Here is a 23,303-nt window from a genome sequence, read left to right as displayed (position 1 = left end):
GGCTTATCCATGCTGGTTAAAAAATTAAAATTGTCGCATCTAAGTCATGGAGTACAGGGATTATAAATATTTTAAAAAAACTGAATTTTTATAGACATTAACATATTTTGCAAAATATATAATGGAGCATTAAAACAAAGTATGTAAGTAGTATTAAATAGTTTTTTCACCGTAATACTTCCAAGGGTAAAAATATGATTGTAGAAATCTTATCAAGGGCACAATTTGGATTTAGTATTGGTTTTCATATTTTGTTTCCGACTCTAAATTTAGGTCTTGGTATTTTTCTAATCATTATGGAGGCTATTTGGTTAAAAACAAATAACCCTCTTTATTTAACCATCTGTAAATTTTGGACTAAAATTTTTGCACTAACATTTGGTATGGGTGTCGTGTCAGGAATTGTCATGGCTTATCAAATTGGCACTAATTTTGGCCCTTTTATAACTCATTTTGGCAATGTGTTAGGTGCATTATTCGCTTATGAAACGCTTACTGCCTTCTTTTTAGAAGCGGGTTTTTTAGGTGTGATGCTATTCGGTTGGAATCGTGTTCCCCCTAAATTACATTTTTTTGCTACCGTATTTGTTGGTGTTGGTACGGCAATCTCCGCCTTTTGGATTTTATCAGCAAACTCTTGGATGCAAATGCCATCAGGTTATGCGATAGAAAATGGCAAATACATTGTTAATAACTGGTGGGATGTGGTTTTTAATCCCTTATTTATTCCACGTGTTCTCCATATGATTTTTGCATCCTATACGACAACTTGTTTTGTGGTTGCTGGTGTGGCTTCCTACTTTCTATTACAAAAAAAACATGAAGATGTGGCTAAAACATGTTTATCTTTTGCGATGTGGTCTGCTTTAATTGTTGTTCCTTTGCAAATATGGATAGGAGATACGGTTGGTTTGGCTATTCATAAATATCAGCCTCTTAAGACTGCTGCTATGGAAGGTGTTTGGGAAACGCAAAGAGGTGCCCCGTTAGTTTTATTTGCTATTCCATCTCAGCAAGAACAAAAAAACAAATATGCAATTGAAATACCTAAACTTGCAAGTTTGATTAATACGCATGATTTAAATGGTGAGTTAATTGGATTGCGTTCAGTTAGTGTGGCAAATCAACCAAAAGTAGCTGCTGTTTTTTTCTCTTTTCGCATTATGGTCGGTATTGGGCTTTTAATGCTAGCGACAGCAATTGTTGCTCTTTGGCTACGACGAGGAGAAAAACTATTTAAATCAAAATTATTTCATAAATGGTGTTTAATTACCGCCCCGTTTGGATTTATTGCTACTATAAGTGGTTGGTTTACTGCTGAATTCGGTCGTCAACCTTGGATTGTTTATAATTTACAACGGACACATGACGCTGTTTCAGATGTTGCTTGGCAAGATGTTGCTATTTCTTTCATACTTTTGGTTTTAGTTTACGGAATTATTTTTAGTTTTTATCTCTATTATTTATTTAAAACCATTCGTCATGGATTAGTTATCCTTGATAACAAGGCTGTAGATCATATGCCGTTTCAATATATGGCCGAAATTGATAAAAGAGGAGAGTCTAAATAATGTTACCTTTTCTTTTTGCTGGATTGCTCGCCTTTATCATCATTATGTATGTCATTTTAGATGGCTTTGATTTAGGAATAGGTATCTTATTTCCGTTTACTGAAAGTGAACTTGAAAGAGACCAGATGATGAGTTCAGTTGCACCTGTTTGGGATGGTAATGAGACTTGGCTTGTTTTTGGGGGAGCCATGTTATATGGTGCTTTTCCCATCGTTTATGGGTTACTACTTCCTATTTTATATATGCCGTTAATGTTAATGCTTATTGCTTTAATTTTTCGCGGTGTAAGTTTCGAGTTTCGCTTTAAAGCATCTGCAAGTAAACCATTATGGAATTGGATATTTTCGCTTAGTTCAATTTCAGCTGCTTTTTTTCAAGGTATTGTTTTAGGATGCGTTGTGCAAGGTTTTCCAATTGATGAGGCCAAGCTTACTATAAATAGTACAGATTGGTTAACCCCTTTTAGTTTACTAACCGGCGTGGCTTTGATTTGTGGTTACGGGTTGCTAGGTGCAACCTGGATGGTGATTAAAAGTGAAGGTAAATTGCAGCGTAAAATGATACATTATGCTAAAGGAATGTTAACATTAGTGAGTTTGTTTTTAATTATTGTTAGTATTTGGACGCCGCTGCATAGCGATGAAATTTTTAATCGTTGGTATAGTATTCCTAATATTTTTCTTTTAGCGCCGCTCCCTATTTTAACTGGTGTTGCTATCCTAATAACTTGGTATAACCTTTCAAATTTATCGACTGGTAATGAAATCAAACCTTTTATTGGTAGTGTTATTATTTTTCTCTGCGCTTATTTAGGTATAGCTATTAGCATTTATCCTTATTTAATTCCTCATCAAGTAACAATTTGGGAGGCTGCAGCGCCAGATTCAACCCTTATATTTATTTTAGTAGGTGTGGCAATTATGTTGCCTGTTTTGCTAGCTTATACGGCTTATTCTTATCATGTTTTTCGTGGAAAAACCTCTGGATCCTTTTATTAAAAATAAAAGATAATTTGCAGTTTGAATTCTCTCATGCTTACTTGATTTTGAATTCCATCTGTTGTAAAAGCAGTGTACTTTTTTAATATTAAATAAGCCAACGCTCTAGGTTATAAGTGTTAAGATAATAATTTAATATATGGATTTAAAATAATGCAGTTTAATAAAAAATTAGTGATTATTTTTTGTTGTGGCGATAAGCCTTCCTTACTCTTTAAACAGTGATTTGACTATGTATACAGACTCAGTTTTCTATACTATTTTTTTAATTTTTGCTGGGGCTGCAGTATTTTCAACGCTTGTTTTATATACAAGACAGTCTCTACTGGTTGCATATATTTTGTTAGGCGCAGCGCTAGGACCATGGGGTCTTAAGCTTGTTACAGATGTAACCGTTGTCCAACAGGTTGGTGATATTGGGATTGTATTCCTTTTGTTTTTATTAGGATTACATCTACAGCCACAGAACCTGGTTCATATGCTAAAAAAAATTACAGGAATAGCCTTTATTAGCTCAGCTCTATTTGCTGTAATAGCATTTTGCATAGGAAGATGGTTTGGCCTCAGTATTAGTGAATCTTGGGTTTTAGGTGCAACGATGATGTTCTCAAGTACCATCATTGGCTTAAAACTCTTACCAACAACTATTTTGCACCATCAGCATACAGGTGAGGTAATGATTAGCGTCTTACTAATGCAAGACGTTATTGCCATAATTGTGCTTATTTTAATTAATGGTGCGCAAGGTGATGGCCTTTCTTTAAATGATTTTATCTTAGTGGGATTTGCGTTACCTTCTTTAACTCTTCTAGCTTTTGCCGTAGAGCGTTATGTGCTTGTAAAACTCTTAGCTCGATTTGATAGAACACAAGAATATGTATTTTTATTATCAATTGGTTGGTGCCTTGCTCTTTCTTTTATAGCTGAGCAGATAGGATTGTCAGAAGATATTGGTGCTTTTGTTGCCGGGGTTGCCCTAGCTTCAAGTCCCATTTCTCTTTATATTGCTGAAAGCCTTAAGCCTTTAAGAGATTTCTTTTTAGTCATGTTTTTCTTTTCTATAGGAGCAACGTTTAACTTTAGTTTTGTAGCACAAGTTATTATACCTGCGTGTTTGCTTGGCCTATTAATGCTCTTACTTAAGCCTTTAGTATTTCAATATCTTCTTGTAAAGTCGGGTGAAAAAAAGCTAGTTGCGAAAGAAGTAGGTTTTCGTTTAGGCCAAGCAAGTGAGTTTTCCCTTTTAGTTGCAAGTATTGCTTTAAGCACTAATTTAATCTCAGAGGTTGCATCTAATTTAATCCAAGCAACGACTATTCTGACTTTTATCGTTTCTTCTTACCTAGTTGTTTTAAAATACCCAACTCCAATTGCATTATCAGATAAAATGCGTAAGGATTAATAATGAAGTTATTGATTATGATGTTAACCCTTTTAAGCGAACGTTATTTAATACACGCTGTTTCAGAAACACGCTTTAAGTGGTTTCCTAATTATATTAAGAATTTAACAAACAAATTTTCGCAAAGCGGGCTGCTTAAAAATTCTTATGTAGCTTTAATCTTTGTTATATTACCTTTGTTATTAATTGTTTGGATTGTATTTGCGCTTTTAGGGCATTTAATATTTGGTCTTTTTGGTTTTTTAATAAGTTTTATTATTTTTTATTATTGCATTGGACCAGAAAACCCCTTTTATCCAAATTCCACACCTGCCAATGAATTAGAAAATGAATTAAGTGCAGGAAATTATTTTGCTAAAGTCAATAATGAGCTTTTTGCAATTATCTTCTGGTTTATATTAACGGGTCCCATAGGTGTGTTATTTTATCGATTAGTGTCTTTATGTATGCAATATGAAGTTACACAAAGAGCCGCCACAAATATAATTAATATTTTAGATTGGCCTACAGCCAGAATAACGCTAATGCTATATCTATTTGTTGGTAATTTTCAGAAAGGATTTAATTATTATCAGCAAATATTTTTATCTTCACCCAGAAATAATGATGCCATATTAAGTACCGGAGGGTTACTTGCAGCCCGTGGTCAGGAAGAAGAAGTAATTACACTACCTTATGCTCAAAGCTTAGTAGAGTGTGCCCTGATTGTTTATTTAATTTTAATTGCCTTACTTACCTTGTCGACTTGGTTATAATAGGCTAAATATTATTATCATGAGTATACTTAAATGACTATTTTTATGCGTAGCGTACTAGGTTTTTTATTTATCTTTTTGAGCTCTTGTACGCATTATCCCGTAGGTCAAACGAAGGCTTCATGTAATTTATGCACTGTCGTTTGTGAACAACGAGCAGCAGCTTGTAATAAAGTTTGTCGAAACAGTTGTCCGCAATGTTTTGCTTTTGCCAAGCAATCAGCATCTGAAGCTTATCTTTATTATCAGCATGAACAATACGTAAAAGGTGGAGAGATAATTCGTGATTTGAATTCTTATCGTGATCCACTACAATGCCGCAAAACAACTTGTGATTGTCGCTCTGACTATCGCATTTGTGTACAAGCTTGCACTGGAGCTGTATCTAAACAGTTACGATCAGTGCGAGTTTGTCAATAAGACTTAAGATGAGGAACACATTCATGGCAAGTGAAACATTTAATGATATTGATCCAATTGAAACACGTGAATGGCTGGATGCCTTACAATCGGTATTAAAAAATGAGGGTAGCGAGAGAGCAGGGTTCCTCTTAAAACAATTACAAAACTTGGCTAATGCTGAAGGTGTACAGCTTGCTAATACCATCTGTACACCTTATAGAAACACTATAAAGCCTCATGAAGAAAAGCTTATACCACCAGATGAAGGAATTGGTAAACGGATTAGCGCCCTTATCCGTTGGAATGCTGTAGCAATGGTTTTACGAGCTGGAAAATATGCACCTGAGCTCGGCGGTCATATTGCCTCTTATGCTTCAGCTGCTACTTTATATGAAGTCGGATTTAATTATTTTTTTAAAGGACCAAATGGCAAGCATGGTGGCGATTTATTATATATTCAGGGCCATTCATCACCCGGCATTTACGCGCGCGCCTTTCTTGAAGGCCGGCTAACTGAACAACAGCTTGCTAATTTTCGCCAAGAAGTTGATGGAAAAGGAATATCTTCTTATCCTCACCCATGGTTAATGAATAATTTTTGGCAATTTCCGACAGTATCCATGGGTCTGGGTCCTTTACAAGCTATTTATCAAGCTAGATTTCTTAAGTATCTAGAAAATCGTGGCTTAATCGAGCCTGAAGGAAGAAAAGTATGGGCGTTTTTAGGTGATGGCGAAATGGATGAACCAGAATCTGTTGGTGCCTTAACTATTGCTGCTCGTGAAAAATTAGATAATTTAATTTTTGTTGTTAACTGCAATTTACAACGCCTAGATGGGCCTGTTCGTGGTAATGGCAAAATTATTCAGGAATTAGAAGGTTTATTCAGAGGTGCTGGTTGGAATGTGATTAAAGTAATATGGGGTGCACGCTGGGATAATCTTTTTGCACGCGATAAAAACGGTATTATGCAAAAGCGCATGGAAGAGTGTGTTGATGGTGATTATCAAGCCTACAAGGCACATGATGGCGCTTATGTTCGCGAACATTTCTTTGGTCAATACCCTGAGCTAAAAAAAATGGTTGAGCACATGTCAGATGATGATATTTGGCGATTAAATCGTGGCGGTCATGATGCACAAAAAGTATATGCTGCTTATGCTCAAGCAATGGAAAGCCAAGGTGCCCCAACTGTTATTTTAGCAAAAACAATTAAGGGCTATGGTATGGGAGCTGCTGGTGAGGGCCAGAATATCACTCATCAACAAAAGAAAATGTCTATTGAGCACTTACGCGCTTTTCGAGATCGATTTAGTATTCCAATAAGTGATGATAAAATTACCGAAATTCCTTTTTATCGTCCGGCTGATGATAGCCCAGAAGTGCAGTTCTTACGTAAGCAGCGTGAATCCTTGGGGGGATACTTACCTGCAAGGACAACAGAATTTGAGCCATTAAAGATTCCTGAGCTATCTTATTTTGAACCGGTATTAAAAAGCTCTGGTGATAGAGAAATTTCAACAACCATGGCATTTGTCCGTATTTTAACGCTATTGTTAAAAGATAAAGAAATAGGTAAAAAAATTGTACCAATAGTTCCTGATGAGTGTCGAACCTTTGGTATGGAAGGGTTATTTCGCCAGATTGGCATTTATTCACCGGTAGGGCAATTATATACTCCGGTCGATCATGAACAAGTTATGTATTACCGCGAAGCACGTGATGGTCAAATTTTAGAAGAAGGTATTAATGAAGCAGGGGCTTTTTGTTCATGGATTGCTGCAGGAACATCTTATAGTTCTAATAAACTGCCTATGATTCCATTCTACATTTATTATTCTATGTTTGGTTTTCAACGTATTGGTGATTTAGCTTGGGCTGCTGGTGATATTCAAGCCAGAGGATTTTTACTTGGAGGTACAGCTGGCCGAACTACACTAGCAGGTGAGGGGTTACAACACCAAGACGGACATAGTCATATAATGGCATCAACTATTCCTAATTGTGTCACCTATGATCCGACTTATGCTTATGAACTGGCTGTTATTATTCAAGATGGCTTACGTCGTATGTATGTTGATCAGGAAAATATCTTCTATTACATCACTGTAATGAATGAAAATTATAGCCAACCTGAAATGCCTGAAGGGGTTCAAGAAGGTATTCTTAAAGGGATGTATCAATTACGTAAAAGTTCTAAAAAAGGAAAAGCGCACCTTCAGCTTTTAGGTAGTGGCACGATTTTACGTGAAGTAATAGCTGCCGCTGAATTATTACAAAAAGATTATAAAGTAAGTGCAGATATTTGGAGTGTGACCAGTTTTAATGAGTTACGTCGTGATGGTTTAGCAGTTGAGCGTTATAATAGAATGCATCCTGAAGAAAAGACGCCTCGTCAAAGCTTTGTCACTCAACAATTGAAAAATTGTCAGGGCCCGGTAGTTGCGGCGACCGACTACATGCGTTTATATGCAGATCAAATCAGACCTTTCGTTCCTGGTTTATATAAAGTATTGGGAACAGATGGTTATGGAAGAAGTGATACAAGAAGTCAATTAAGACATTTCTTTGAAGTTGACGCAAAATTTATTACTTTAGCAGCATTAGAAGCGTTAGTTGAGCAAGGTGATCTATCAAAAAGTGTCATTAGTGATGCCATAAAACGTTATAAAATTGATGCTGATAAGTTAGATCCAGCACTACAATAATAAAATATATCTCATGCCTTTTATTAAATTTTTATAAAGGGCATATGTTGTAAGAAATAAATGACATTAGGCTCCATAGTCTATGGCTGAGGATAAACATGACAGATGAAATTAAAATAAAAGTTCCTGATATTGGCGGAGCTAATAATGTAGATGTTATTGAAATCTTAGTGCATCCTGGCGATGAAATTGATGTTAATACATCTTTAATTACTTTAGAGTCAGATAAAGCAAGCATGGAGATCCCATCACCTCAAGCTGGAAAAATAAAAAATATAGTGGTAAATATTGGTGATAAAGTGAGTGAAGGTGATGTCATTTTAACGCTTGTAGATGAAACTCAAAACGCTTCAGAGCCTAAAGAAGTTGATGCAGTTGCCACAGAAGAAGATACCGCAGTCAAACAAGCTGATACAGAAGAAGTTAATAATCAAGTAGATAAGTCTAAAGAAAAGAAAGACAATACATCTAAAGAGAGCAAGGTGATAGAGGTGGTTATTCCTGATATTGGTGGGGCCACTGATGTTGATGTTATCGATGTAATGATTAAACCTGGCGATGCTATTGAAAAAGATCAAGCCTTAATTACGCTAGAAGGCGATAAGGCTACCATGGATATTCCTGCACCTGTTGCTGGAAGTGTAGAAAATGTTTCTGTAAAGGTAGGGGATAAAGTAGCACAAGGTACCTTAATTTTAACGTTAAAAACGCAAGGATTGAGTCAAAATAAATCTGATGACGTTGCTTTTCAGGAATCAAAAGTAGCCTCTAAAGACAGTATAAATGAATCTAAACAGGAAGACGAACTACCTGCAAAAGTAGAGCAAACTAAGGCCCAAGTTCAAGATAGTAAAGATTCAGAAGCTACAGCAGACAACAATATTTTTGCCGGTCCTGCGGTAAGACGCATGGCTAGAGAGCTAGGTGTTAACTTAACTAAGGTAAAAGGTACAGGTCGTAAAGCTAGAATTACTAAAGAAGATGTTCAAGCTTTTATTAAAGCGAAATTAGTAGAGCAACCTGCATCAGGCCAACTTTCCTTACCCCAAGCGCCTACAATTGATTTTAGTAAATTTGGTGAAATTGAAACAAAACCACTAAATAAGATAAAACGTTTAACGGGCCAGAATGTTCATCGTTCTTGGTTAACTATTCCTCATGTTACTCAATTTGATGAAGCAGATATCACTGATTTAGAAGCTTTTCGTAAAGCTGAAACTGAAGCTGCCAAGAATGCAGGCTATAAGTTAACAATATTAGCATTTGTTACGAAAGTTGTTAGTAAGGCTTTGCTTGCTTTTCCACAATTTAATGCTTCGTTAGATAATACGGGTGAAAATTTAATTTATAAAAAATATTTTAATATTGGTATTGCTGTTGAGACGCCAAATGGTTTAGTTGTGCCGGTGATAAGAGGGATAGATAAGTTATCAATTAGTGAAATAGCACGTCAAATGGCTGAAGTAAGTCAACGAGCTCGTGAAAAAGGTATAACGCCTATGGATATGAGTGGCGGTTGCTTTACTATTTCAAGTTTGGGGGGCATTGGCGGTACAGCGTTTACTCCCATTGTAAATAGTCCTGAGGTTGCTATTCTAGGTTTATCTCGCTCTACTATAAAACCCATTTATATTAATAATGAATTTAAACCAAGGTTAATGTTACCTTTATCATTATCTTATGATCATCGTGTTATTGATGGTGCAGAAGCTGCACGATTTACTCGCTATATTGCTGAGTTACTTAGTGATATTCGTAGAATTATTTTATAGTATGCGTGTTTTATTTCAGCGCATAACAAATGTAAATAAAATTAACTAAACTTAATATTGATTAATAATGAGGCCGTAATGAGTGAAAGTATTAAAGCAGATGTAGTCGTTATAGGTAGTGGCCCGGGTGGCTATACTGCGGCTTTTCGTGCTGCTGATTTGGGTAAAAAAGTCGTTTTAATAGAAAGATATCCTTCTTTAGGTGGTGTGTGTCTTAATGTAGGCTGTATTCCTTCAAAAGCGCTCTTGCATATTGCTAAAGTAGTAGAAGAAGCCCATGAGATGGTAGATCAGGGTGTTACATTTGGTAAGCCTAAGTTTGACAATAAAAAGCTTGTTGCCTGGAAAAATTCCGTTGTTGGCAAATTAACAGGTGGCTTAAAAGCACTTGCTAAACAACGTAAAGTAGAGGTGGTTACTGGTACTGCAAAATTTATTGGACCGAATCAAATTAACGTAGATAATAAGCAAACGATAGACTTCGACAATGCAATTATTGCAGTCGGTAGTGAGTCCGTTAATTTACCTTTTATTCCTGAAGATCCACGGATTTTTAGTTCAACTGGCGCTTTAGAATTAGCAGATATAAAAGGGGATTTACTCGTTCTTGGTGGTGGTATTATTGGACTAGAAATGGCTACTGTTTATTCAGCTTTAGGAGTTAAAGTGACGGTAGTTGAATTTATGGATCAGCTTATTCCTGGTGCTGATACCGATTTAGTTAATGTATTACAAAAGCGCATGAGTAAAAAAGGCGTGAACTTTTTACTCAAGACTAAAGTGACTGCCGTAGAAGCAAAAAAAGACGGTATATATGTAAGCATGGAAGGTGAGCATAAAACTGACACCCCTATATGTTTCAAACAAGTACTTGTTTCTGTAGGTAGAAGGCCAAGTGGTAAAGCGATTGATGCTGAAAAAGCTGGCGTACAAGTCGATGAGCGGGGTTTTATTCCTGTTGATAAACAGATGCGTACGAATGTATCCCATATTTTTGCCATTGGCGATGTTGTTGGGCAACCTATGTTAGCGCATAAAGCAATACCAGAAGGAAAAGTTGCTGCAGAAGTCATTGCCGGAATGAAACATGAGTTTGCTCCTAAGTGTATTGCAAGTGTGGCCTACACAGATCCTGAAATAGCTTGGGCAGGCTTAACAGAAAAAGAGGCGAAAGAAAAAGGAATTGCTTACGAGAAAGGTGTTTTCCCCTGGGCAGCTAGTGGGCGGGCACTTAGTATGGGTCGCGAAGAAGGAATGACCAAATTATTGTTTTGTCCAGATACACAGCGTATTTTAGGGGCAGGAATAGTTGGTATAAGTGCGGGTGATCTAATTGCGGAAACTGCCTTAGCGATTGAAATGGGTTGTGATGTAGAAGATATTGCATTAACTATTCATCCACATCCTACATTATCAGAATCGGTAGGACAAGCCGCAGAGGCTTTTGAAGGGTCAATAACTGACTTATATTTACCTAAAAAGAAGAAAAAGTAGGGCGTAATCGTTAATTAAGTTGAACAGACACCGCTTTATTGCATGGATAATTTTGCGTGCTAATTATAACTAAAACGTTTCTATGTCAACCCTTATAAATTATAGATAATCCTCTATAATTTCTTTATGATGCCCTTCTAGTACTTTGTCATCCCCGCTCTTAGGCGGGGATCTATTCCTCACTTAGCAATGAGGTTAATTTCTCCATAAACTCTCGTTTACTCGAGAATGACATACGTTATCCAAGCACTAAAATCCATAGACATTGACCGTGTTAACGAGGTGGTATGTTTAATTGGTGAATCATAATAAAGAAAATGGACAAGTATAATTTAGCACATTACCAAAATATATAAGTGCTTATTTATAAATTGATAAACCTTATAGTAGAATCTACAATTAGCTTTAGAGATTATAGGCAAAACAATTATAATTAAATTCTTTCTAAGCTTCTAAATTGTTATTTAGCTATTTAACTATCAATAATTACAAAGGTGAGCCATTTATGTTTACCGTCCGCTCAATGCAATTCTCAGATTTAGATGAAGTGTATGGCATTGAATTACAAGGACATCGAGCGCCTTGGAGCCGTAATATTATCAGCGATTGTATTTTAGTGGGGTATGATTGCCAGGTGCTAGAGCAAGAGACGGATAATAAAAAAATTATTGTTGGTTACATTATTTCTCGTGAAACGTACACTGTCTACCATATATTAAATTTATGTATCATGCCGTCAATGCAGGGTAAAGGTTTAGGCAAATATTTATTACAGACAGCTATTGATAAATTAAAAGGTAGTTATATTGATAGTATTATTTTAGAGGTTAGGCCAAGTAATCAGCCTGCCATCGCTTTATATGAGCATTTTGGTTTTCAAAAAGATTCTATAAAAAAGGATTATTATCAAGATTCTGGTGGTCTTGAAGATGCCTGGCTATTAAGAAAAAATCTACATCAAACTACACCTTTTGAATAAAAAATTAATTTTCGCTCTTGTTTATTAATTCTCTAATCTAATTCTTTTAAGTCATTTTACTTAAAAATTCTTGAAAATGTACTTTATATGAATTATCGGCTAAATAGGTTTTTACTTGCCTAATAGCTTGGTTGTACTGGTCATGATTAAATGTCCCTCGCATTAATTCAAAGCGTAAATAGATACAGTAAGTATTTAATACGTCAGTCTCACAATAATCTCGAATCTCTTTTAAATTCCCAGCTAAATAACTATCTAAAACTTTGGCGCCACTCATACCCATTTTGCCTGGAAAGCCTAACATACTGGCAATTTCATCTAAGGGAGCAAATGCTTTATTCTGATAAGCTGCTAAAACATCCATTAAATCTAAATGACGATAATGAAAACGATTTAAATAATTATTAAAACGAAATGCTTGCTGATTTTCGCCATATTCCCAGTAAGTTGGTGCACTTATACCATGTAGGAGAGCGCGATAATGTAATACTGGTAGATCAAAACCGCTTCCATTCCAGGTAATCAAGGTAGGCATAAATTTATCAAGACCGGTAAAAAAACGTGAAATTAATTCTTTTTCATCGGATTGCTCAGTTCCCAAAGACCAAACCTTAAGTTGCTGTTCTTGATTGAGTACTAGAGAGATTGCCACAACTTTTTGCAGATAATGAGGAAGAAAATCGTTACCAGTTTTAGCCTTGCGCAGGGCACCCATTGCAGTAGCTACATCTTCATCCGATAAATCATCTAGATTATATAATTTTTTTCCTGTTTCAATATCAGGAATAGTTTCAATATCAAAGACTAAGATATTCAATTAAACTCTCAATAAGTAATGTATTTTAAATTTTAAGAATCATCAAAATCTTTAAATCAATGATTATTTTATAAGTGGACAAAATATTTAAGTTAGGAGTATTTCCGCATTTATGCCTACTTTCGCTGTAACTTCATTGTTTTTTTGATTTGTGATATTTATCCTAAAAATGCGATTTAAGATTTTAACATGTCCTTTTAGAGAAACAATCTAAACACGTAAAGAATTTTTATAAAAGAGTTTTATTTCGAAAGCTTTTTTGCTACTAATAAGCCTATTTTTATATTGGTTTCTGTCCTAAATGAATTTCTTACGCCTCGTTATAATTAGCTTGTTGTTCTTATTATCTGCTTGCGCAACGAAACCACCGCGCAATGTTGATAATCTTTGTTATATTTTTAAGCAATATCCTGGTTGGTATAGGGATGCCAGAGAGGTGGCACATCGCTGGAAAGTTCCTATTTCTGTACAGATGGCAATCATACATCAAGAGTCAAAATTTGATGGTCGTGCTCGTCCTAAGCGAACCAGAATATTATGGGTCATCCCTTGGAAAAGACCTTCTAGCGCTTATGGTTATACACAAGCTTTACGTACGACATGGGCGCTTTATAAAAAAAATAATGGCCGACTCTGGTCATCCCGGAGCGACTTTACGGATGCTGTAGATTTTATTGGCTGGTATATTAATCAAATTAATCTACGTACAGGAATTCCTCGAAATGATGCTTATAATCTCTATTTAGCTTATCATGAGGGAATTGGCGGGTATCAACGGCAAACTTACTTGAAAAGACCTTGGGTTATGCAAGTAGCAAGAAAAGTAAGTACACGAGCAGATATTTATCATGCCCAATTAAGTCGTTGTCACTAATTAAAGATAAATCTTAATTAGTCGAGTTTATTCATAGTTTATGCTGTAAAATTAATGCAGATTGAATTTAAAAGTATAGTTAGGAGCTAATTAATGCGTTTAATGTTATTGGGTAGCCCCGGTGCTGGCAAAGGCACCCAGGCCCTTAAGTTGATTAAATACTACAATATCCCTCAAATTTCTACAGGAGATATGTTACGTTCAGCTATTGTTGCAGGAACTGAATTAGGCAAAAATGCTAAAGAAATAATGGACGCAGGTAAGTTAGTTTCCGATGATATAATAATATGTTTAGTTAAAGAGCGCTTAAAAGAAGCTGACTGTCAAAATGGTTTTCTTTTTGATGGTTTCCCAAGGACATTACCTCAAGCTGAAGCACTAAAAAGGGCAAATATTAATTTAGATCATGTTATTGAAATTGCTGTACCAGATCATGAAATTATGAATCGACTGAGTGGCAGACGGGTTCATGTAGCTTCAGGCCGAGTTTATCATATTAAATTTAATCCGCCCAGGCTGGATGGCTTTGATGATATATCCGGTGAGCCTCTTATTCAGCGTGATGATGATAGAGAAGAAACAATTGCTAAGCGATTAGAGGTGTATCATCAGCAAACAGAGCCTTTAATTCATTATTACGAAGAATGGGCTAAGTCAGGAGAGCCTAATGCACCTTTATTTCATCGGGTAAGCGGAACTGGCGATACTGATAGTATTTTTAATAATATTCTTACCGTACTCAATAAGGCGACCGCGAGAAATAGTATATGCTAAAGTTAAATACCAATGCTGCAGAACTAGAACAGCTTATAAGCCAAAATGATATCGTCATTATTGATTTTTGGGCTGATTGGTGTGAACCTTGTAAGCAATTTGCTGCTGTCTATGAACGGGTTGCTCAGGCAAATCCCAATATTATCTTTACGAAGATAGATGTTGCACAAGAGACAGCGTTAGCCGAAGCTTTTCAAATTCGCTCTATACCTCACCTTATGATTTTTAAACAAGGTATCATTATTTATTCTGATTCAGGCAATCTGCCTGAATCTAGTTTAAAGGAATTAATTAAACAAGCTATTGCGGCTGATATTACAGGTATTCGTGAAGCAATTGATAAAGATAAAAAGGATTAGAATTTATGAGAGCAAAAAATTGTTTAGGTTTTCTTTTAAGGGCTCCGTATAATAAAAACCTAATTTAGTACGGCGCCATAAAATGTCTTCTATCTTTACTGCCCATTCATGTTTACGTAAGTAGTCAACTTCTTTTTGAAAGAGCCCAAAACCAAAATCTTGGCCCATATCAGCTAAAGTCTTACAATTAGCGAGGAGAGTTTCTAGATTTGTACCATAAGTTTTAAGTAAACGAGATAAGGTGTCTGGGGGAAGCCAATTGTATTTATTGCGGGCATATTCTGTATATTCTTTATAGCCCATACTCTCGTATATTGCGCCTGGTAAGGGTATTTTATGAGTGCTAGACGAATTTAAGTGAGGAAAAATGGTTTTAAGTTGATCCACAGCATCTTTAGCTAGTTGCCGGTAAGTAGTTATTTTACCACCATAAATAGTTAACGCAGGCGCAGGATTAGATGTATAGTGATACATATAATCTCTACTAAGTGCTTGAGGCGAACCATTTTCCTCTCCAAGAAGAGGTCTTACACCACTCCAGGTATGGAGAATATCCTTAGATTTTAAAGTCACATTAAAATAGTTATTAGCGATGTGTAGAAGGTAATCTATTTCTTCATTGTCAATTTCAACATGATTGAGGTTACCTGTAAAAGGCGTATCGGTTGTACCAATGACAGAATATTGATAATAAGGAATAATAAAAACAATACGATTATCATTATTTTGCAATAAATAAGCATGAGCCTCATCATAAATTTTAGGTACAACAATATGGCTACCTTTAATTAAAGACATCTGTTGTTGATTGGGTAGGGATAATAAATTATTGATGGAGGTAACCCAGGGGCCTGTTGCATTAACGACAGCCCGAGCATGGCATGAACTTTTTTCGCCTTGCTGATTCCTAAGCGTTAAATGCCAAATATTATTTTCGGTTATGGCATGAATTAGCTCAGTATAAGAATAAATATCCGCCCCATGTTTTTGGGCTTGTAAAGCACTAGCTAGAGTTAACCTCGCATCATCTGTATGGCAGTCATAGAAGAGAAACCCTTTATTTATAGACGATTTTAATGGTGCAAAATAAGGGGGATAGGCTTGGCGTTTAATTATCTTACTTTTTGGTAGCTTATTTTTACGGCTGAGATTGTCATACAAAAATAAACCTAAACGTAATAACCACATAGGACGCATAGAAGTTAAATAAGGTAATACAAAAGGGAGTGGATTAACTAAATGTGGTGCTAAAGAGAGTAAAAGTTGCCGTTCATCCAGTGCTTTTTTTACTAAAGAGAAGTCATAATACTCAAGATACCTTAAACCGCCATGAATTAATTTACTACTGTTTGATGATGTTTTTGAAGCAATATCATCTTTTTCTATTAAAGCAACTGACAAGCCACGTAAGGCTGCATCAGCAGCAATACCACAGCCATTAATTCCACCCCCTATTACAGCGAGATCAAAAAACTTAGTCATGTATTTGCCTTATTAAAAAAGCATGTAAAATCAATTAATACTACCTTTATATTTAGGAAATAGAAAGAAATGGAAAAATATCTTTTAGCAATTGATCAAGGGACAAGTAGTACGCGGGCTATGATTTATACTCCATTCGGTCAATTAATCGCCGTTAGCCAATATGCTCTGACTCAATTTTATCCTGAAAAGGGTTGGGTAGAGCATTGCCCTGAAGAAATTTGGACGAAAACAGTCAAAGCAATTAAAGATGTTACAGCACAAATCGATACTAAAAGATTATTGGCTTGTGGTATCACCAATCAACGAGAAACTACTTTGGTTTGGAATAAGCAAACAGGTGAATGTTTATATCCAGCTATAGTATGGCAAGATAGACGTACCGAAGCTTTTTGCTCTCCTTTAGATAGGACCTATATCAAGGAAAGAACAGGACTATTTCCTGACCCTTATTTCTCAGCAAGCAAGCTCAACTGGCTCTTAAAAAACTGTTCTCAGGCCCGTACACTTGCTGCAAGAAATCAACTAGCTTTTGGTACGATTGATACCTTTTTATTATGGCGTTTAACGCACGGTAAAGTTCATGCTACTGATGTGACAAATGCCTCAAGAACGTTGTTATTTAATATTTTTAAGCAAGATTGGGATGAAGATCTGCTTAACTTATTTGAAGTTAATGCTAATTTATTGCCAGACGTAAAACCCTGTGATGCCTACTTTGGGGTAATTGATAAAGAGTTATTTGGTTTTTCAGTGCCTATTACAGGTATTGCCGGTGATCAACAAGCTGCTTTAATTGGGCAGCGCTGTCTCGAGGATGGCATGGTAAAGGCAACCTATGGCACAGGGGCCTTTTTGCTAATGAACACAGGTTTGCAACCTATACACTCTACTAACTTAATAACTACAGTTGCCTATAAAATAAAAGACCAGTTAGCCTATGGGCTAGAAGGAAGTCTTTATCATGCTGGCACTATTATTAAATGGTTGCGAGACGAAATGAAACTTCTATCTTCTGCTACTGAGTCAGAACTATTAGCAAGCAGTTTAAAAGATAATGAAGGTGTTTATTTAGTGCCTTCTTTTACTGGTTTAGGGGCGCCATACTGGCTATCATCTGCCGGTGCTTTAGTGGTTGGTTTAACAAGAACAAGTAGTCGTGCCCATTTTGCTCGCGCCGCTTTAGAGAGTGTTTGTTATCAGACTAGGCAGGTTTTACAATGTATGGAGGATGATAGCAAGATTAAAACAGCCATTCTGCGCGTTGATGGTGGGATGACTATAAATCGGTGGTTATTGCAATTTTTAGCAACGCAATGCCAATTAACTGTCCAGCGTCCAAAAGATATTGAAACAACGGCACAAGGTGCTGCATTAATTGCAGCTTTAGGTTGTGGCGAGTTGGGATCAATTGCAGAAATTAAACAAAGCTGGCAATGTGAAGACGAATATTTACCTGAAGATCATTATCAGCAGATAGAGCGTAATTTTAAGGGATGGCTAAAGGCTATTAATATGCTTGTACTTAATGAACTATAGCATTTTTCACTAAGTTTAATATGTGTTTTGTGTGAAACTTAAGCAGATTCTAACTTAAAAGAGTAAGTTATTAATCTATAATAAAGAAATAGAATTTAAAAAATTCTAAGGGAATTTAATATTTTACCGTATTAAATATCAATTCTAATGAAATTAAAATAAGGGAAGTAGTATATGCAACTGCGAACGAGGTTGTTAGGTATTATACTTTCTTGTTTCATCACGGCCCCTAGCTTTGCCGATATTAAAGTAGGGACATTATTATTTTATCCTCCCTTTGTTCTTTCACCTGATAGCGGTTTTGATATTCAACTAATTAAAACTATTTGTAATAATTTGAATCAAAATTGCACCATCATTCCTATGGATTATTATCGTTTATTTACAGCACTTAATAATGGTAGTATTGATATAGCAGTAGGTGGTATAACGGCTTCTAAAAAACTTAAAGAAAATTATCTTTTTAGTCTTCCTTATATGCTTAGTAAGGGTCAGTTTATCCTTAGAAAGGACGCTTCTTATAAATCGATCAATGATTTAAGAGGAAAAACAATAGGTATTCTAAAGACCCAGGAAAAGGAGGGGCCTTATTATGATTACTTAACCCAAAACTTTCCCAATCTCTTTATTATTCAACAATTTGATGACATTGAAGATGTGATGAATGCCTTGAATAATAAACAAATTGATGCTGCTTTTTTAAACTATATGACTGCAAATTACTGGGTGATGACCTGTGGTGATCAATTACAGGATCTAGATATAGAAACTCCGCTTGGTGAGGGGATTGGTATCATGTCGGTTCCCAATAATAGCAATTTAATTAATCAAATTAATCAACAGTTACTACAAATGGAAAAAGATGGCAGCTATTTAAAAATTTATAATACTTATTTTCCTACTCCAATATAATGCAAAAACTATTGAATACAGATAACTCTATATCAATTAATTAAAAATACATCTAATAAATCTATATTTGACCATTTTGTAAGTTTTATATATTATATAGGGCTGTAATTTTTTACACTTAATTTTTATGAAAATTCGCCTTCTTTTTCTGCTATTTTTATCTCTTTTTCTTCAAAAAATCACCTATGCGGCCCCCCCTAGCTTACGTGAAGAAATTGGACAAATGTTGATTATTGGTTTCGAGGGGAAAACCATTACAAAAAGCTCACCGATCACGAAAATAATCGATAAAAGTAATATAGGTGGCGTTATTTTATTTGATTATAATTATGTCACTAAAGCATATGACAAAAATATAGAAAGCCCAGAACAAGTGAAAACACTTAATCAGGATCTACAGTATTTTAATCATCAAGCTAATTTAAAGCATAATCGTGCACAACTTCCTTTAATTATTTCAGTAGATTATGAAGGCGGTAAAGTTGATCGTTTAAAAGAAAAATATGGGTTTCCGAAGACTTTTACTGCCGCAGAGATTAGTGAAATGCCTATAGAAGAAGCTAAAAAACAGGCAATGACTATGGCTGAAACTCTGAAAAATTCAGGTTTTAATTTAGATTTTTCGCCTGTATTAGATGTTAATGTAAATCCCGATAATCCTATTATTGGTAAATTAGAGCGTAGTTTTTCAGCTCAACCGCAACAAGTTGCTCTTTTTGCTAATCTTTTTAATAATCAATTTTTAAATCATAAAATTCAATGCGCCTATAAGCATTTTCCAGGGCACGGAAGTTCAACGACTGATTCTCATTTGGGATTTGTTGATATAACTGATACTTGGCAAGGGTATGAATTACTTCCCTACGAGATTTTATTAAATAGTGATCAAGCTTGTGGCGTGATAATGACTGCTCATGTTGTTAACCGGCAGCTAGATAAAACTGGTTTACCAGCGACTTTATCTTATAATATTTTAACTAATCTTCTGCGCAAGAAACTTAATTTTAATGGTGTAATTGTTACAGATGATATGCAAATGAAGGCAATTAGCGAGAATTATGGTCTTCCCCAAGCGTTAACTTTAGCTATTAATGCTGGCGCTGATATGTTTATATTTGGTAATCAATTAACAGACAAACCCCAAAACCCAGAAGAAATTATTAATATTATCGAGGCAAAAGTTAACTCAGGTGAAATCAGCCAGCAGAGGATAGATGATGCATATCAACATATATTAGCCCTTAAACAAACGTTATCAATCCGTTATAGCTAGAGATAGTATCAAGAAAGATAGTGAATGCTTTTAAACAGAAATAATAAGCAATTAACTATTTTATAGTTGAATAATTAATTATCGCTAGGCAGATATATAAAATTAAGTTAAATTGAATGTAAGAGGCATAGAAATGGAGCGCTAGCCTTTATGAAAATTAAGCCTTTAATTTATTTTATTTTTTTAAACTATTGTTTATTAAACGGAGCTTGCTTTTCTGAGACTGAGCCTTTGCAAGATGAAGAAACAGTACTTGAAAAGCAGGTAAGCGAAAAAAAAGAAACTGCGCGCTATATAAATATTCTTAATTTATATCATCCTAATTATATTTTGCCATATTATCATACACGAAATCCCTTTCAAGAAATCTATTGGCAGGCAACACCGGATAACCAGTCTGTTATGCAAGATGAACTAAAAGCGCAAATTAGTTTTTTAGTTCCACTCGTTCATCATTTAATTAAAGATAAGCCAATGTCATTGAATTTTGCTTATACTCAGCTGATGTACTGGCAAGTTTATGCTGATTCGCAATATTTTCGTGAAATTAATTACGCGCCAGAATTTTTTATTGAAAATTATTTTAATCCCTCTATTGCTGCTCAGTTTGGTATTAATCATCAATCGAATGGACGCGGTGGCCTTCTTGAACGTAGTTGGAATCGCCTCTTCCTCCAGCTACAATTTTCTGGCTCACGCTGGTTAGCTCACGTACGAACATGGACTTTAATTGATGAAGAAAGATCAAGTGATGTGCATAACCCTAATATCGCTTATTATTTAGGTTATGAGAATACCTTTATCTCTTATCAATTTGCTGCTTTAAAGGCAAGCTTAGAAGTGCAAAATCTTGCCAGTGGACTTAAAAGAGGCTTTATACAAATGACCTTATCCTATCCTATTCTAAATACACTCTCTCTTTATACCCAATTTTTTAGTGGCTATGGGCAAAGCTTAATTGAATATAACCATAAAACGACAAGTTTCGGTATTGGACTGGCTTTAAATAATTGGATAATTTAAGTTACAGGTGATGTCCTTCTACAAGCTATAAGTTGTATTTGGCGCATCTTATTCTCAAATACCAATACTTCACCAAGTTTTTGCCATATCTTTCGGAGTATTGAGATAAAATGGATTTTAATTTGACTGTCAACTGGTTACCGCGGACAAGCCGTGGTACGTAGGCGGCTGGCGAATTGTCAACAAACCCTAATACGCTTTTAGAGATCGGCCTTTCTCAGTAAAAACTTTACAAAAAAGAAGCCAAAATAACATATAGCTAAGTGCATAACTTAAGGAGGCATTTGCTGCAGACAAATTATTAAATAATTTATCTGTTATAAATGTTTTTAAATTACTATTCGTTCCCTGATAAGAAATTTGTATAAGCACTTGGATTTTTAAGAATACAATGTGTAATACATAGACTAATAAAGCATTTAAACCAAAAATTCTAAAAGGGTATGACCAGTCCTTTAGCTTTCTAATTTCTATCAACCAATAACATCCTGCTAAAGCTAGCAAACTTATGCCACCTGTCCAGAGAACATAAGAGCTTGTCCATAATGTTTTATTAATAGGGAAGAAAAAACTCCAAAGCCAACCTAACAGCATTCCTAAAAATCCAGCTACCATTAACCCATAAAATTTTTGTTTCTCATTATAACGAGATAAAAGCCAGAAGCCTGTAAGATTGCCTAACAATGCAGTTGCAAAAGAGGAAACAGTACTTAATAGACCCTCAGGATCAAAAAATTTACCGTATAAGTGTGCTGATGAAAATAACATTCTATCTACTAGAGCAGGAATATTAAACGCTGCCGTTAAGTTAGCTCCTGAGTAACCTGGAAAGCCAATGTTAATAAGCCAATAACTAATAAGTATTAAAATAAAACTAATGAATTGGGTACGTATACTAGTTGTCAGAAATAAAGTGGCTGCAAAAAAATAGCATACTGCTATACGTTGTAGAACACCATAAAATCTTAAAGTAGTTAGATCAAAATGGTTAGGAAAGGCATTTAATAATAAGCCAATGACAAAAAGGACAAGGCTACGTTTAAAAATTTTAATAATTAAGAAGTTAACTGGCAATTTTTCTCTAAGAATTGACAGCTGAAAAACACTCGATACGCCAACGATAAAAATAAACATGGGAAAAATAGCATCGGCTAAGGTACATCCATTCCAAGTTGAGTGTTCAAGCCACGTATAAGACGGTTGTTTTCCAGGACTATTAACGATAATCATTAAGGCGACAGTGAGTCCTCTTAAGACATCTAAAGATATTAAACGAGGAATTTTGTAGGGTTTATTATTCATTAAGTCTTAGTATTGCGCTCTTAATTTGTTGAAATTCTGTTTAACAGAGAAGAGAATAATTTTAACCTGTTACTTAGGGAAACAAAAGGTGCACACCAGTATTTGTAAGTTGTACACCAATCACACTGGTAATTAAGCCCATTAGTCGACTAATAATGGCTAAAATGTCCGGACCTAAATTTTTATTTAAAAAACTCGCAAAATGTAAACAAAGCCAAACAATTAAAGCTAAAATGATACAAAGTAGACTTAACCCTAAGCGCTCGGAAATAGATTGTACATGATAGTCATGTAAAATGACGGTTGCTATTGTACCAGGGCCTGCAATAAGAGGAATGGCAAGCGGTACAACAGCGATTGATTCTTTTCTTATGCTGACTTTGGGCTGGGGAGCATGAAGATTAATTTGCATTAATTGTAGACCGATTAAAAATACGATAATGCCGCCAGCCGTTGTAAATGCACCTATAGAAATATCAAATGCTTTCAGAAAAAGTGAACCAATCCATAAACTAATCAAGAGAATAATAAATACGGCTATTGAAGTGATAAAAGCAATATTTTTTAACTTTTTTTCCGAATTTCCTTCCCCTAAGCTAAGTAAAATGGGTACTTTGCTCAATGGATTAAGAATAGCTAAGGTACTGATAAAGAAAGTAAAATATGTGATGTTATTCATAAGTTTTATAAACCTTTAGAAAATATCAGCTTTATCAAATTAACTTTGAAAGACATAAAAAGCTACCGAGTCTTTCATAGGATATTTATGCAAGTTAATTTTGAGGATAGAGCACAATCTTGTTAAAACATTCTATTAAGCTAACTTACTTGCTTAAAGATAAAGTATAGTAGATTAAAAATTAAACA

The 23,303-nt window shown here is 35.2% G+C and carries 20 protein-coding genes; 16 read left to right on the top strand and 4 right to left on the bottom strand.

The features are described 5' to 3' along the window. Positions 1-194: 194 nt before the first annotated feature. From E1P04_RS13510 to rimI, 9 genes are all read left to right on the top strand, one after another. Entirely contained in the window at positions 195-1,571 is a 1,377-nt protein-coding gene (locus E1P04_RS13510; protein WP_131783436.1) for a cytochrome ubiquinol oxidase subunit I, read from the top strand. Next, on the top strand, positions 1,571-2,569 hold the full coding sequence (gene cydB / locus E1P04_RS13505; protein ID WP_131783435.1) for a cytochrome d ubiquinol oxidase subunit II: 999 nt from the start codon (positions 1,571-1,573) through the stop codon (positions 2,567-2,569). The genes E1P04_RS13510 and cydB overlap by 1 nt, the downstream gene beginning before the upstream one ends. 232 nt (positions 2,570-2,801) lie before the next feature. Further along, positions 2,802-3,971, top strand: a complete 1,170-nt coding sequence (locus E1P04_RS13500; protein ID WP_131783434.1) for a cation:proton antiporter — start codon at positions 2,802-2,804, stop codon at positions 3,969-3,971. Positions 3,972-3,973: 2 nt separating this feature from the next. Further along, positions 3,974-4,726 carry a hypothetical protein gene (locus E1P04_RS13495; protein WP_131783433.1) on the top strand — a complete coding sequence of 251 codons (753 nt, stop codon included), beginning with the start codon at positions 3,974-3,976 and terminating at the stop codon, positions 4,724-4,726. 33 nt (positions 4,727-4,759) lie between these two features. After that, positions 4,760-5,146 carry an acyltransferase gene (locus tag E1P04_RS13490; RefSeq protein WP_165482787.1) on the top strand — a complete coding sequence of 129 codons (387 nt, stop codon included), beginning with the start codon at positions 4,760-4,762 and terminating at the stop codon, positions 5,144-5,146. A 23-nt stretch (positions 5,147-5,169) separates the two neighbouring features. Next, positions 5,170-7,836 carry a pyruvate dehydrogenase (acetyl-transferring), homodimeric type gene (aceE, locus tag E1P04_RS13485; RefSeq protein ID WP_131783431.1) on the top strand — a complete coding sequence of 889 codons (2,667 nt, stop codon included), beginning with the start codon at positions 5,170-5,172 and terminating at the stop codon, positions 7,834-7,836. Between the two features lie 98 nt (positions 7,837-7,934). Then, positions 7,935-9,608, top strand: coding sequence for a dihydrolipoyllysine-residue acetyltransferase (gene aceF, locus E1P04_RS13480; protein WP_131783430.1), 1,674 nt, complete (start codon positions 7,935-7,937; stop codon positions 9,606-9,608). A 78-nt stretch (positions 9,609-9,686) separates the two neighbouring features. Next, on the top strand, positions 9,687-11,102 hold the full coding sequence (gene lpdA / locus E1P04_RS13475; RefSeq protein WP_131783429.1) for a dihydrolipoyl dehydrogenase: 1,416 nt from the start codon (positions 9,687-9,689) through the stop codon (positions 11,100-11,102). A gap of 505 nt (positions 11,103-11,607) precedes the next feature. Next, positions 11,608-12,081, top strand: coding sequence for a ribosomal protein S18-alanine N-acetyltransferase (gene rimI, locus E1P04_RS13470; protein WP_242604467.1), 474 nt, complete (start codon positions 11,608-11,610; stop codon positions 12,079-12,081). 46 nt (positions 12,082-12,127) lie between these two features. Here the strand turns inward: rimI and E1P04_RS13465 are convergent, their stop codons facing one another. Further along, positions 12,128-12,898, bottom strand: coding sequence for a 3'-5' exonuclease (locus E1P04_RS13465; RefSeq protein ID WP_131783428.1), 771 nt, complete (start codon positions 12,896-12,898; stop codon positions 12,128-12,130). Between the two features lie 301 nt (positions 12,899-13,199). On the opposite strand from E1P04_RS13465, the gene E1P04_RS13460 reads away from it, so the two are divergent. The 3 genes from E1P04_RS13460 to E1P04_RS13450 all read left to right on the top strand — a co-directional run bounded on the left by E1P04_RS13460 (position 13,200) and on the right by E1P04_RS13450 (position 14,905). Continuing rightward, the gene (locus E1P04_RS13460) at positions 13,200-13,772 is read left to right on the top strand and encodes a transglycosylase SLT domain-containing protein (RefSeq protein WP_131783427.1); all 573 of its coding nucleotides are present in this window, start codon (positions 13,200-13,202) and stop codon (positions 13,770-13,772) included. A gap of 93 nt (positions 13,773-13,865) precedes the next feature. Then, positions 13,866-14,546 (top strand): adenylate kinase, encoded by a 681-nt coding sequence (adk, locus tag E1P04_RS13455; protein ID WP_131783426.1) that lies wholly within the window; start codon positions 13,866-13,868, stop codon positions 14,544-14,546. Further along, entirely contained in the window at positions 14,540-14,905 is a 366-nt protein-coding gene (locus E1P04_RS13450) for a thioredoxin family protein (RefSeq protein WP_131783425.1), read from the top strand. The genes adk and E1P04_RS13450 overlap by 7 nt, the downstream gene beginning before the upstream one ends. 3 nt (positions 14,906-14,908) lie before the next feature. Here E1P04_RS13450 and glpD read toward each other — a convergent pair whose 3' ends face one another. Then, positions 14,909-16,387 carry a glycerol-3-phosphate dehydrogenase gene (gene glpD, locus E1P04_RS13445; protein WP_131783424.1) on the bottom strand — a complete coding sequence of 493 codons (1,479 nt, stop codon included), beginning with the start codon at positions 16,385-16,387 and terminating at the stop codon, positions 14,909-14,911. Positions 16,388-16,456: 69 nt separating this feature from the next. Between glpD and glpK the strand changes: the two genes are divergently transcribed. The 4 genes from glpK (at position 16,457) to E1P04_RS13425 (ending at position 21,134) form a co-directional block, all read left to right on the top strand. Beyond that, positions 16,457-17,926, top strand: coding sequence for a glycerol kinase GlpK (gene glpK / locus E1P04_RS13440; protein ID WP_131783423.1), 1,470 nt, complete (start codon positions 16,457-16,459; stop codon positions 17,924-17,926). Positions 17,927-18,100: 174 nt separating this feature from the next. Then, complete coding sequence (locus E1P04_RS13435; protein WP_131783422.1) at positions 18,101-18,838, top strand: transporter substrate-binding domain-containing protein; 738 nt, start codon at positions 18,101-18,103, stop codon at positions 18,836-18,838. A 127-nt stretch (positions 18,839-18,965) separates the two neighbouring features. Continuing rightward, positions 18,966-20,111: a glycoside hydrolase family 3 N-terminal domain-containing protein gene (locus E1P04_RS13430; RefSeq protein ID WP_131783421.1), complete on the top strand. Its 1,146-nt coding sequence runs from the start codon at positions 18,966-18,968 to the stop codon at positions 20,109-20,111. 150 nt (positions 20,112-20,261) lie between these two features. After that, a complete protein-coding gene (locus E1P04_RS13425; protein WP_131783420.1) occupies positions 20,262-21,134 on the top strand; it encodes a phospholipase A in 873 nt (290 codons plus the stop codon). A 189-nt stretch (positions 21,135-21,323) separates the two neighbouring features. Here E1P04_RS13425 and E1P04_RS13420 read toward each other — a convergent pair whose 3' ends face one another. Both E1P04_RS13420 and E1P04_RS13415 read right to left on the bottom strand, forming a co-directional pair. Then, positions 21,324-22,436: an acyltransferase family protein gene (locus tag E1P04_RS13420; protein ID WP_131783419.1), complete on the bottom strand. Its 1,113-nt coding sequence runs from the start codon at positions 22,434-22,436 to the stop codon at positions 21,324-21,326. A 73-nt stretch (positions 22,437-22,509) separates the two neighbouring features. Beyond that, positions 22,510-23,115: a MarC family protein gene (locus E1P04_RS13415; RefSeq protein ID WP_131783418.1), complete on the bottom strand. Its 606-nt coding sequence runs from the start codon at positions 23,113-23,115 to the stop codon at positions 22,510-22,512. Positions 23,116-23,303 lie beyond the last annotated feature (188 nt).

It is taken from the genome of Legionella gresilensis (genome assembly GCF_900639865.1).
Lineage (GTDB): Bacteria > Pseudomonadota > Gammaproteobacteria > Legionellales > Legionellaceae > Legionella_C > Legionella_C gresilensis.
The sequence above is the reverse complement of the archived record's forward strand: the minus strand, read 5'-3'. Positions and strand labels throughout refer to the sequence as shown.

Bases quoted from the DNA above. Each gene is read 5' to 3' on its own strand.
- E1P04_RS13510 (WP_131783436.1), top strand. From the start codon at position 195: ATGATTGTAGAAATCTTATCAAGGGCACAATTTGGATTTAGTATTGGT.
- aceF (WP_131783430.1), top strand. From the start codon at position 7,935: ATGACAGATGAAATTAAAATAAAAGTTCCTGATATTGGCGGAGCTAAT.
- glpK (WP_131783423.1), top strand. From the start codon at position 16,457: ATGGAAAAATATCTTTTAGCAATTGATCAAGGGACAAGTAGTACGCGG.
- rimI (WP_242604467.1), top strand. From the start codon at position 11,608: ATGTTTACCGTCCGCTCAATGCAATTCTCAGATTTAGATGAAGTGTAT.
- E1P04_RS13415 (WP_131783418.1), bottom strand. From the start codon at position 23,115: ATGAATAACATCACATATTTTACTTTCTTTATCAGTACCTTAGCTATT.
- aceE (WP_131783431.1), top strand. From the start codon at position 5,170: ATGGCAAGTGAAACATTTAATGATATTGATCCAATTGAAACACGTGAA.
- glpD (WP_131783424.1), bottom strand. From the start codon at position 16,387: ATGACTAAGTTTTTTGATCTCGCTGTAATAGGGGGTGGAATTAATGGC.
- cydB (WP_131783435.1), top strand. From the start codon at position 1,571: ATGTTACCTTTTCTTTTTGCTGGATTGCTCGCCTTTATCATCATTATG.
- E1P04_RS13490 (WP_165482787.1), top strand. From the start codon at position 4,760: ATGACTATTTTTATGCGTAGCGTACTAGGTTTTTTATTTATCTTTTTG.
- E1P04_RS13460 (WP_131783427.1), top strand. From the start codon at position 13,200: ATGAATTTCTTACGCCTCGTTATAATTAGCTTGTTGTTCTTATTATCT.
- E1P04_RS13500 (WP_131783434.1), top strand. From the start codon at position 2,802: ATGTATACAGACTCAGTTTTCTATACTATTTTTTTAATTTTTGCTGGG.
- E1P04_RS13420 (WP_131783419.1), bottom strand. From the start codon at position 22,436: ATGAATAATAAACCCTACAAAATTCCTCGTTTAATATCTTTAGATGTC.
- E1P04_RS13495 (WP_131783433.1), top strand. From the start codon at position 3,974: ATGAAGTTATTGATTATGATGTTAACCCTTTTAAGCGAACGTTATTTA.
- adk (WP_131783426.1), top strand. From the start codon at position 13,866: ATGCGTTTAATGTTATTGGGTAGCCCCGGTGCTGGCAAAGGCACCCAG.
- E1P04_RS13450 (WP_131783425.1), top strand. From the start codon at position 14,540: ATGCTAAAGTTAAATACCAATGCTGCAGAACTAGAACAGCTTATAAGC.
- E1P04_RS13430 (WP_131783421.1), top strand. From the start codon at position 18,966: ATGAAAATTCGCCTTCTTTTTCTGCTATTTTTATCTCTTTTTCTTCAA.
- E1P04_RS13425 (WP_131783420.1), top strand. From the start codon at position 20,262: ATGAAAATTAAGCCTTTAATTTATTTTATTTTTTTAAACTATTGTTTA.
- lpdA (WP_131783429.1), top strand. From the start codon at position 9,687: ATGAGTGAAAGTATTAAAGCAGATGTAGTCGTTATAGGTAGTGGCCCG.
- E1P04_RS13435 (WP_131783422.1), top strand. From the start codon at position 18,101: ATGCAACTGCGAACGAGGTTGTTAGGTATTATACTTTCTTGTTTCATC.